Source organism: Micromonospora sp. NPDC048843, assembly GCF_040649965.1.
GTDB lineage: Bacteria > Actinomycetota > Actinomycetes > Mycobacteriales > Micromonosporaceae > Micromonospora > Micromonospora hortensis.
This window is the reverse complement of record NZ_JBEZGJ010000231.1, coordinates 1-9,103: the sequence shown is the minus strand read 5'-3', so window position 1 is coordinate 9,103 and position 9,103 is coordinate 1. Positions and strand designations below refer to the sequence as shown.

Annotated in this window: 11 protein-coding genes; 4 read left to right on the top strand and 7 right to left on the bottom strand. The window is 70.7% G+C overall.

Annotation, left to right across the window (positions count from 1 at the left end; translation table 11 throughout):
- From AB0C20_RS32790 to rfbB, 6 genes are all read right to left on the bottom strand, one after another.
- The coding region (locus AB0C20_RS32790) for a glycosyltransferase family 2 protein (protein ID WP_357569453.1) at nt 1–1,084 on the bottom strand (1,084 nt) is incomplete at its 3' end.
- Complete coding sequence (locus tag AB0C20_RS32785) at nt 1,081–2,391, bottom strand: polysaccharide biosynthesis protein (RefSeq protein ID WP_357186562.1); 1,311 nt, start codon at nt 2,389–2,391, stop codon at nt 1,081–1,083. The genes AB0C20_RS32785 and AB0C20_RS32790, both read right to left, overlap by 4 nt.
- Nucleotides 2,388–3,089: a glycosyltransferase family 2 protein gene (locus AB0C20_RS32780; RefSeq protein WP_328654380.1), complete on the bottom strand. Its 702-nt coding sequence runs from the start codon at nt 3,087–3,089 to the stop codon at nt 2,388–2,390. The genes AB0C20_RS32785 and AB0C20_RS32780 overlap by 4 nt, the downstream gene beginning before the upstream one ends.
- Nucleotides 3,082–3,453: a DUF2304 domain-containing protein gene (locus tag AB0C20_RS32775; protein WP_139584287.1), complete on the bottom strand. Its 372-nt coding sequence runs from the start codon at nt 3,451–3,453 to the stop codon at nt 3,082–3,084. The genes AB0C20_RS32780 and AB0C20_RS32775 overlap by 8 nt, the downstream gene beginning before the upstream one ends.
- A complete protein-coding gene (gene rfbD, locus AB0C20_RS32770) occupies nt 3,450–4,337 on the bottom strand; it encodes a dTDP-4-dehydrorhamnose reductase (RefSeq protein WP_357186558.1) in 888 nt (295 codons plus the stop codon). The genes AB0C20_RS32775 and rfbD overlap by 4 nt, the downstream gene beginning before the upstream one ends.
- Nucleotides 4,334–5,335: a dTDP-glucose 4,6-dehydratase gene (gene rfbB / locus AB0C20_RS32765; RefSeq protein WP_357186555.1), complete on the bottom strand. Its 1,002-nt coding sequence runs from the start codon at nt 5,333–5,335 to the stop codon at nt 4,334–4,336. Before rfbB ends, rfbD begins: the two co-directional genes overlap by 4 nt.
- 85 nt (nt 5,336–5,420) lie before the next feature.
- On the opposite strand from rfbB, the gene rfbA reads away from it, so the two are divergent.
- The 4 genes from rfbA to AB0C20_RS32745 all read left to right on the top strand — a co-directional run bounded on the left by rfbA (nt 5,421) and on the right by AB0C20_RS32745 (nt 8,632).
- The gene (gene rfbA / locus AB0C20_RS32760) at nt 5,421–6,311 is read left to right on the top strand and encodes a glucose-1-phosphate thymidylyltransferase RfbA (protein WP_357186552.1); all 891 of its coding nucleotides are present in this window, start codon (nt 5,421–5,423) and stop codon (nt 6,309–6,311) included.
- Nucleotides 6,308–6,931: a dTDP-4-dehydrorhamnose 3,5-epimerase gene (gene rfbC, locus AB0C20_RS32755; RefSeq protein ID WP_357569452.1), complete on the top strand. Its 624-nt coding sequence runs from the start codon at nt 6,308–6,310 to the stop codon at nt 6,929–6,931. The genes rfbA and rfbC overlap by 4 nt, the downstream gene beginning before the upstream one ends.
- A gap of 68 nt (nt 6,932–6,999) precedes the next feature.
- Entirely contained in the window at nt 7,000–8,358 is a 1,359-nt protein-coding gene (gene pafA, locus AB0C20_RS32750; protein WP_328654375.1) for a Pup--protein ligase, read from the top strand.
- Nucleotides 8,359–8,437: 79 nt separating this feature from the next.
- Complete coding sequence (locus AB0C20_RS32745) at nt 8,438–8,632, top strand: hypothetical protein (protein ID WP_357186548.1); 195 nt, start codon at nt 8,438–8,440, stop codon at nt 8,630–8,632.
- Between the two features lie 159 nt (nt 8,633–8,791).
- On the opposite strand, the gene AB0C20_RS32740 is transcribed toward AB0C20_RS32745, so the two are convergent.
- The coding region (locus AB0C20_RS32740; protein ID WP_357569451.1) for a DUF3866 family protein at nt 8,792–9,103 on the bottom strand (312 nt) is incomplete at its 5' end.

Sequence of the window (9,103 nt, the reverse complement as noted above, 5' to 3'; positions counted from 1 at the left end):
CGAAGTCGTCGTCGCCCACCAGGAACGGGCGACCCTGCGCGTAGGCGACGTGTTCCTGAAGATCGACACTGATCCGGGGCGCACCGACGTCGAGGCCGCCGGCTACGGCGTTGAACGCGCCCAGGCCGGGTGCGGTCGGCACACCGGAGGGCGTGACCCGACCGGTCATCAGTTCCGCGATGACCCCGTCCGGCACCCGGCGTTCGGCCTGTAGCTGCCGTCGACGGCCGCGAACCCAGTCGCGGTTGCGCCACAGCCAGCCCCAACCCTGCAGCTTCTGCCGGGACCAGCCGCCAGCGAACGCGGCGGTGAGCATGGCGGCCTCGGTGAGTAGCAGCGCCGGGGCGAGCACGACGAGTGTCCGCGCCTCGTAGGCGGTGAGCAGGGTGACCAGTCGGTTCCGCTCGACCAGGTAGAGCTTCAGGGCGTTGCGGGAGAACTCGTAGTGGTGACGCACGACGGCGTCCGGCACGTACTCCAGTCGTAGTCCGCGCTGCCACAGTCGCAGGCTGAGTTCGGTGTCCTCGTGGTAGGCGAAGTATTCGGCGGCGAAGCCGTCGAGCTCGCGCCAGAGCTGCCGGCTGATCACGAAGCAGCACCCGCTGAGGGAGGCTACGGCCCGCCGCTCGGCGTGGTTGCTGGCCGGTTCGCCGTTGCCGCCGGCCCAGGAGAGGCCGGTGAAGTGCAGCGGGTTACCGCTGGTGTTGATCAGCTCGGGGGTGTCGGCCAACCGGATGGACGCCATGGCCGCGCCCACGCCCGCTTCGGCGGCTACCGCGGTGGTCTTGGCCAGGGCGTCGGGCGCGACGACGGCATCGGAGTTGACGAACGCGAGCCAGTCACCGGTGGCCTCAGCCGCACCGACCCGGCAGCCGCCGGAGTAGCCGGTGTTCTCCTCCGGTCGGATCACCCGCACCCCGGGGAGGCCCTTGACGATGTCGATGCCGTCCCCGGTGCAGCCGTTGTCGACGACGATGAGGTCGATCTCGACGTCGGTGCTGGCCAGCACCGCCCGGGCGGCGTCGACGAGGTAGGGCTCCGGGCCGTAGGCGAGCATGACGGCGCTCACCCGGGGTCGGGTCATCGGATGCCTCCGGATGCGGCAGGGGCGACGGCCTCGGCGAGCGGCCGGGTGGGGGTGGTGGGTCGGCGGACGCCGCCTCGCAGCAGCATCGCCATTGTGGCGGCCACGATGACGGAGCCGATGGTGTACGCCAGCTCGACTCGCAGGGTGACCGGAGCCGGGATCAGTGTCACGGCGATCAGGGCGGCGACGCCGGCGGTCCAGGCGAGGGCCTGGGCGCGGTGCCGGTCGAGGGCGAGCAGGGCTTGGCCGAGCACCATCGCCCACAGGTAGGCGAGCGTGGCGGCCGCCAACCAGGCGAAGTCGCCGTGGCCGAGAACGCCGGGTGCGTCGAAGAGGGTGCCGACCAGCCATGGCCCGAGCAGCACGGCGCCGAGGGCACCGGTGAGGCCGAGCGCGGTGACGATGCCGAGAGCCCGGCGCAGCAGGCTGTGGAAGCCGGCCTGGTCGCCGGTGGTGGCGGTGGTGGCCAGGCCGGGCAGCAGTGACGCCTGGAGGGAGCCGAAGACGAACAGGGGGATGCGGACCAGCACGAGGGCGGAGAGTAGTGCGCCGGCGGCTGCCGCGTCGGAGGGTGCGAGTAGCTGCACGTTGATCACGCCGATGTTCACCACGACCTGGGAGAGCAGGCTGGAGGCGGTGAGCAGACCGAGGCCGCGTAGCAGGGTGGCCCAGGCCACCGGCGGGCCTCCGCCGATGGCGCGCAGCACCGGCGGCAGGGTGAGCAGGACGCTGACCAGAGGGGCGGCGACGAGCACGAGCCCGTACCAGACGGGCGACGTCACTCCGGCCAGCCCGAGCAGGGCGACCATGATGATCCGCAGGCCACCGTCGATCCCGAGTTGAGCGCCGTACCAGGGGAACAGTTGCAGGCCGGAGAGGACGCCGCGGGTGGCGTAGGCGACGGCCATCGCGGCGAGCGCGCCGATCAGCACGGTGACCAGGTTGCCGTCACCGGCGAAGAGTTTGTCGGCGAGCGGCTGACGGCCGACGGTGACGGCCAACACCAGCACCGCGAGCATCACGGCGGCGACGGTGACGCCGCGGGCCAGTACCGGCCCGGGGGGCAGCCCCTGGCTGTGTCGGGCGGCGACGACCCGGGCGACCTCCTGCTCGATCGGCATGAACACGCCGATGCCGAGGGTGAACACGATCGACCAGAGCACCGACAGGGACGAGTAGTCGGCCTGGCTGAGGCTGTGGCCGGCGACGGCGAGGTGAACGTAGGAGGCGAGCCCGAGAAGGGCCAGCCCGGCACCGACAGCGACGGTGCCGGGCGGGACCAGGCTCAGTAGCCGTCGGATCACCGGCGGATGAGCGCCAGCGTGAGAACGGCGAACGCGCGGCCGAGGTAGACCATCGCCTTGGCGGGGGAGTGGCTGGGTGTGCCCGCCATCCGCTTGCGCATGGCGACCGGCACCTGGCGGATGCGGTAGCCGCGGCGGGCGGTGTGCACCAGGGTCTCCACCGTGTCGCCGAGGTACTCGGCCGGGTACCAGCCGGCGAACATCTCGATGACCCGCCGGTTGGCGGCCCGGAAGCCGGAGGTGGTGTCGGTGAGCTTGGTGCGGGCGACCCGGGACAGCACGGCGGAGAGCATCACCATCGCCCAGCGGCGGGGGCCGCGGACGTTGTAGTCGCCCTCACCGGCGAAGCGGGCGCCGATGACGAGGTCGTTGTCCTCGAGCAGGTCGACGAGCTTCGGCACGTACCGGGGGTCGTGCTGGCCGTCGGCGTCGATCTGGATGGCGACGTCGTAGTCGTGGTCACGGGCGTAGCGGTAGCCGAGGCGCATGGCCCCACCGACGCCGAGGTTGTACGGCAGTTTGGCGACCAGGGCTCCGGCGGCGGCGGCGACGGCGGCGGTGCGATCGGTGGAGCCGTCGTCGACGACGAGCACGTCGACGCCGGGCAGTTCGCCACGGACCTCGCCGACGACGTCGGCGATCGAGCCCGACTCGTTGAGAGCCGGGATGATGATCAATGTGCGCTTGCCGTTAACCATCGGTCGACACCAGTTCGTCTCGGGCTGCCCGGTCCGCGTCGATCTGAGCGCGGAGCAGGGCGAAGTCTTCGGCCAGGGTGCGGGTCTCTTCTTCCAGGGCGCTGACCTCCCAGCTGAGGTGTACGCACACCAGCAGCAGGAAGACGATGCCGAGGAAGAGCACCAGGCTGACACCGGAGGCGACGCCGAGGAGTTCGGCGACGTTGTCGAGCAGCCGGGGGAAAAGGGACAGCGGAATCACGATGATCAGTACGGCGAGCCAGAGCATGCCGTACTTCTCGCGCAGCTGACGGCGGCGCAACAGCTCGACGATGGTGCCGAGGAGCAGCAGGCCGGTCAGGCCGGTGACGAGGGTGAGCTTCATGCGACCTTCCACGGGGCGGGTGGAGCGGGGGAGTGGAACGCGTCAACCAGGGCGCTGTGCCAGTCTGGAAGCGGGGGTAGACCCACGGCTGCCCAGCGGCTGTGCCCTAGCACACTGTACGCAGGCCGTGGGGCGGGACGCGGATACCGGTCGCTGGTGGTGGGTCGGATCCGGTCCGGGTCCAGTCCGGCCAGCGTGAACGCGGCGCGCGCCAACCCGTACCAGGTCGTCTGACCGGCGCAGGTGCCGTGGTAGACGCCGGGCGTCGCGTGACCGGCGAGCGCCGCGTCGGCGAGCGCGACGAGCCGCTCGGCGAGCGCGTACGACCAGGTGGGTTGGCCGTGTTGGTCGTCGACCACGTCGAGGTGGTCGCGCTGGGTGGCGAGTCGGAGCATGGTGGCCACGAAGTTCGGGCCGTGCGCGCCGTAGAGCCAGGCGGTGCGCACGACGTACCCGGTGTCGGGCAGCAGCCGCGCGACGGCCTGTTCGCCGACCAACTTGCCGCGGCCGTAGGCGTTGACCGGGGCTGTGGGCGCGTCCTCCGGGTACGGGGTGTCCGCGTTGCCGGCGAGGACGTAGTCGGTGGAGACCTGGATGAGCCGGGTTCCGTCGGTGGCGCACGCCGCGGCCAGGTTTGCCACGGCGTGGCCGTTGACGGCGGTCGCCGCGGCCTCGTCGGCCTCGGCGGCGTCGACGTTGGTCCACGCGGCCGCGTTGATCACCAGGTCGTGCCCGGCGACGGCGGCGTGGACCGCCGCGCGGTCGGTGACGTCCAGGTCGGCGCGGGTGGCGGCGGTCACCTTGAGGTCGGGCCGTGCACCCAGCACGGTGACCAGGTCCCGGCCGAGCATCCCGCCCGCGCCGGTGACGAGGAGACGGGTCATGCGGTCGGCGCGGACTTGAGGGGTTCCCACCAGTTGCGGTTGTCCCGGTACCAGCGGACGGTGTCGGCGAGGCCTTGGTCGAGGGTGATGCTGGGGTGGTAGCCGAGCTCTTCGCTGATCTTGGTGATGTCGAGGGAGTACCGGCGGTCGTGGCCCTTGCGGTCGGTGACCGGGACGACCCGGTCCCACCCGGCGTCGCAGGCGTCCAGGAGCAGGCCGGTGAGTTCCTTGTTGGTCAACTCGGTGCCGCCGCCGATGTTGTAGACCTCACCGGCGCGGCCCTTCTGCTGGACGAGGGCGATGCCCCGGCAGTGGTCGTGCACGTGCAGCCAGTCACGGATGTTGCCGCCGTCGCCGTAGAGGGGGACGGTGCCACCGTCGAGCAGGTTGCTGACGAACAGCGGGATGACCTTCTCGGGGAACTGGTATGGGCCGTAGTTGTTGGAGCAGCGGGTGACGACCACGTCCATGCCGTGGGTGCGGTGGTACGACAGCGCGAGCAGGTCGGAGCCGGCCTTGGATGCCGAGTACGGCGAGTTGGGGGCGAGCGGCCAGGCCTCGGTCCAGGAGCCCTCGTCGATCGAGCCGTAGACCTCGTCGGTGGAGACGTGCACGAACCGGCTGGTGCCGTGCCGCAGCGCCGCGTCGAGCAGCGTCTGGGTGCCCAGCACGTTGGTGGTGACGAACGGCGCGGCGCCCGCGATCGAACGGTCGACGTGTGACTCGGCGGCGAAGTGCACGATCACGTCGTGCTCGGCCACCACCTCGTCGACCACGACCGGGTCGCAGATGTCGCCCTGCACGAACCGCAGTCGCGGGTCGTCGCGGACGGGATCGAGGTTGGCCAGGTTGCCCGAGTAGGTCAGCTTGTCCAGCACTGTCACGACGGCTGGCTCGAGCGGCGGCACGCCGTCCGCACTGCCGAGGGGCTTGCCCAGCAGTAGGCGAACGTACTCCGACCCGATGAATCCGGCTCCGCCGGTGACGAGGATCCTCACGGGTCCGGAAGTATACGCGACGGGCGGCGCGGCCCCTGGTATGCGACCCCCGCACAACGGGTTCGGGTGCGGCTAGGCTTCCCCGATGCGCGGAATCCTACTTGCCGGCGGCACCGGGTCCCGGCTCTGGCCGATCACCCGGGCGGTCTCGAAGCAGCTGATGCCGGTCTTCGACAAGCCGATGATCTATTACCCGCTCTCCACCCTGGTGATGTCCGGGGTCCGGGAGATCCTGGTGATCACGACTCCGGACGACCAGGACCAGTTCCGCCGGCTGCTCGGCGACGGCAGCCAGTTCGGGCTGCGGCTGGAGTACGTCAGCCAGGAGCGCCCGGAGGGCATCGCGCAGGCGTTCATCCTCGGCGCGGACTTCATCGGCACCGAGTCGGTGGCGTTGGTCCTCGGCGACAACATCTTCCACGGCGTGGGTCTGGGCCGGCAGCTCGCCGACCACGGTGACCCGGTCGGTGGGCGGGTCTTCGCCTATCAGGTGGCCAACCCGCAGGAGTACGGCGTTGTCGACTTCGACGCCGATGGTCGGGTGCTCTCGATCGAGGAGAAGCCGGCCCGCCCGAAGTCCCGCTACGCGGTGCCCGGCCTCTACTTCTACGACAACCGGGTGGTGGACATCGCCCGCAAGCTCACCCCGAGCGCCCGCGGCGAGCTGGAGATCACGGCGGTCAACGAGGTGTACCGGGAGACCGGGGAACTGGCGGTCACGGTGCTGGATCGGGGCACCGCCTGGTTGGACACCGGCACGTTCACCTCGATGATGCAGGCCGCCGAGTTCGTCCGGGTGGTCGAGGAGCGGCAGGGTCTCAAGATCGGTTGCGTCGAGGAGGTCGCCTGGCGGGCCGGCCTGATCGACGACGCGCAGCTGCGCGCGCTCGCCGAGCCGCTGACCAAGAGCGGTTACGGCAACTACCTGCTCGGTCTGCTCAGCGATCAGGCCGGCAACGACGGGGGTTCCTGGTGAAGATCCGGGAGCTGAGCATCGAGGGCGCCTGGGAGATCATCCCCCAGCAGCACGGTGACCCGCGCGGCATGTTCATGGAGTGGTACCGCTTCGACAAGCTCGCCGAGGTGGTGGGGCATCCGCTGCGGCTGGCCCAGGCCAACCTGTCGGTCTCCGCGCGTGGCGTGGTGCGCGGCGTCCACTTCGCCGACGTCCCGCCCGGGCAGGCCAAGTACGTCACGTGTGTGCGGGGCGCTGTCCTCGACGTGATCGTGGACCTGCGGGTGGGCTCGCCGACCTTCGGTCGTTGGGAGGGCGTCCGGCTGGACGACACCGACCGTCGGGCGGTCTACCTCAGCGAGGGGCTGGGGCACGGGTTCTGCGCGTTGACCGACGACGCCACGTTGAGCTATCTCTGCTCGGCCACCTACAACCCGACCGGCGAGCACGCGGTGCACCCGCTGGACGAGGAGTTGGGCATCGAGTGGCCCGCCGACGTTCCGTTGCTGTCAGCGCGCGACGACGCGGCGCCGACTCTGGCGCAGGCCCGCGAGCGGGGCCTGCTTCCGGAGTACGACAGCTGCCGGCGGTTCGTGGCGAGCCTCGGTCCGGACGGAATGTCGCACTCAGCCGGTATGTGACCGCGCTCGGGGCACGACCTGTGGTCTGACAGTGACGAACCGGGCCTCCGGGCGGCTAATGTCACACCATGGAGCGGCGAATCTTCGGCCTCGAGACCGAGTACGGCGTCACCTGCACCTATCGCGGGCAGCGGCGGCTGTCCCCGGACGAGGTCGCGCGGTATCTGTTCCGTCGCGTGGTGTCCTGGGGTCGGTCGAGCAATGTCTTCCTGCGCAATGGGGCCCGGCTCTACCTGGACGTCGGGTCGCATCCGGAGTACGCGACACCGGAGTGCGACTCGGTGACCGATCTCGTCGCCCACGACCGGGCCGGCGAGCGGATCCTGGAGGGCCTGCTCGTCGACGCGGAGAAGCGGCTGCACGACGAGGGCATCGCGGGTGAGATCTACCTGTTCAAGAACAACACCGATTCGGCCGGCAACTCGTACGGCTGCCACGAGAACTACCTGGTCTCCCGGCACGGCGAGTTCGGCCGGCTCGCCGACGTGCTCATCCCGTTCCTGGTCACCCGGCAGTTGATCTGCGGGGCCGGCAAGGTCCTGCAAACCCCACGCGGCGCGGTCTACTGCCTCTCGCAGCGGGCCGAGCACATCTGGGAGGGCGTCTCCTCGGCGACCACCCGCAGCCGCCCGATCATCAACACCCGCGACGAGCCGCACGCTGACGCCGAGCGCTACCGGCGGCTGCACGTGATCGTCGGCGACTCCAACATGAACGAGGTCACCACGCTGCTCAAGGTTGGCACCGCCGACATCGTGCTGCGGATGATCGAGGCCGGGGTGGTGATGCGCGACCTGTCCCTGGAGAACCCGATCCGGGCCATCCGGGAGGTGTCGCACGACATCACCGGCCGGCGCAAGGTGCGGTTGGCCAACGGCAAGGAGGTCAGCGCCCTGGACATCCAGCAGGAATACCTCGCCAAGGCCACCGAGTTCGTCGAGCGCCGCGGCGGCGACCAGGCCGCCAAGCGGGTCGTCGAGCTGTGGGGCAGGGTGCTCAACGCTGTGGAGAGCGGCGACCTGGAGCCGGTCTCCCGGGAGATCGACTGGGTCAGCAAGCTGCGGCTGATCGAGCGCTACCAGCGCAAGCACGACCTGCCGCTGTCGCACCCCCGGGTGGCGCAGATGGATCTGGCCTACCACGACGTGCGCCGTGGCCGGGGCCTCTACGGGCTCCTGGAGCGCCGCGGCGAGGTCGACCGGGTGGCCACCGACCCGGAGATCTTCGAGGCCAAGGAAACCCCGCCGCAGACCACCCGGGCCCGGCTGCGGGGCGAGTTCATTCGGCACGCCCAGGAGAAGCGCCGGGACTTCACAGTCGACTGGGTGCACCTGAAGCTCAACGACCAGGCGCAGCGCACAGTGCTCTGCAAGGACCCGTTCCGGGCGTACGACGAGCGGGTGGAGCGGCTGATCGCCAGCATGTGACCGGTTGCCGGCCCCGTCGGTGCGCTGCGCCGACGGGGCCGCTCAGCCCGGCGCACTGAGCGGTTAAGCTGAGCGCGCCATGACGACTTCTGGACCTTCCGACCGCTCCGAGCGCGGCACCGAGCGGCAGAACTGGATCGAACGCCGGCGAGAGAAGATCCGCGCCGAGATCGACCGTAACCGGCGCGGTGACTACACAGTGCCGACGTGGGTGCTGGCCCTGGCGCTGGCGCTCATCGTGGGCGGCTGGCTGGCCCTGATCTTCCTGGCCTAACCCCACCCCACCCCCGCCCCCACCCCGCCTCAGCTCGCGTTGATCATGAAGTTATTGCCATGACACGCCGGGGCGACGGGCAATAACTTCATGATCAACCGGGTGCGGGTGCGGGTGCGGGTGCGGGTGCGGGTGCGGGTGCGGGTCCGGGGTCCGGGGTCAGGGGAGGAGGGTTGCCGCGTGGCGGCCGGCGGCTGCTGCCGCCAGGAAGTACGCGTGGTCGGCGTCGAGGCCACGGCCCATGGTGGACAGGGGCACGGCGCTGGCCCGCAGCGCGGCGTCCAACCCGTCGGTGGGAACCCGGACGATCCGGTGCCGGGCCGCGAGGGGCGCCAGCGCCGCGTCCACCTCGGCCGCGAGCGACGGCGCCAGGTCCTCGGGCACCACCAGCTCCGCCGGGGCGAGCGCCACCCGACCGTACGCGGTGAGGCTGTGGTGCGACACGCCCCGGTGCCGGGGGCGGGGGTCGGC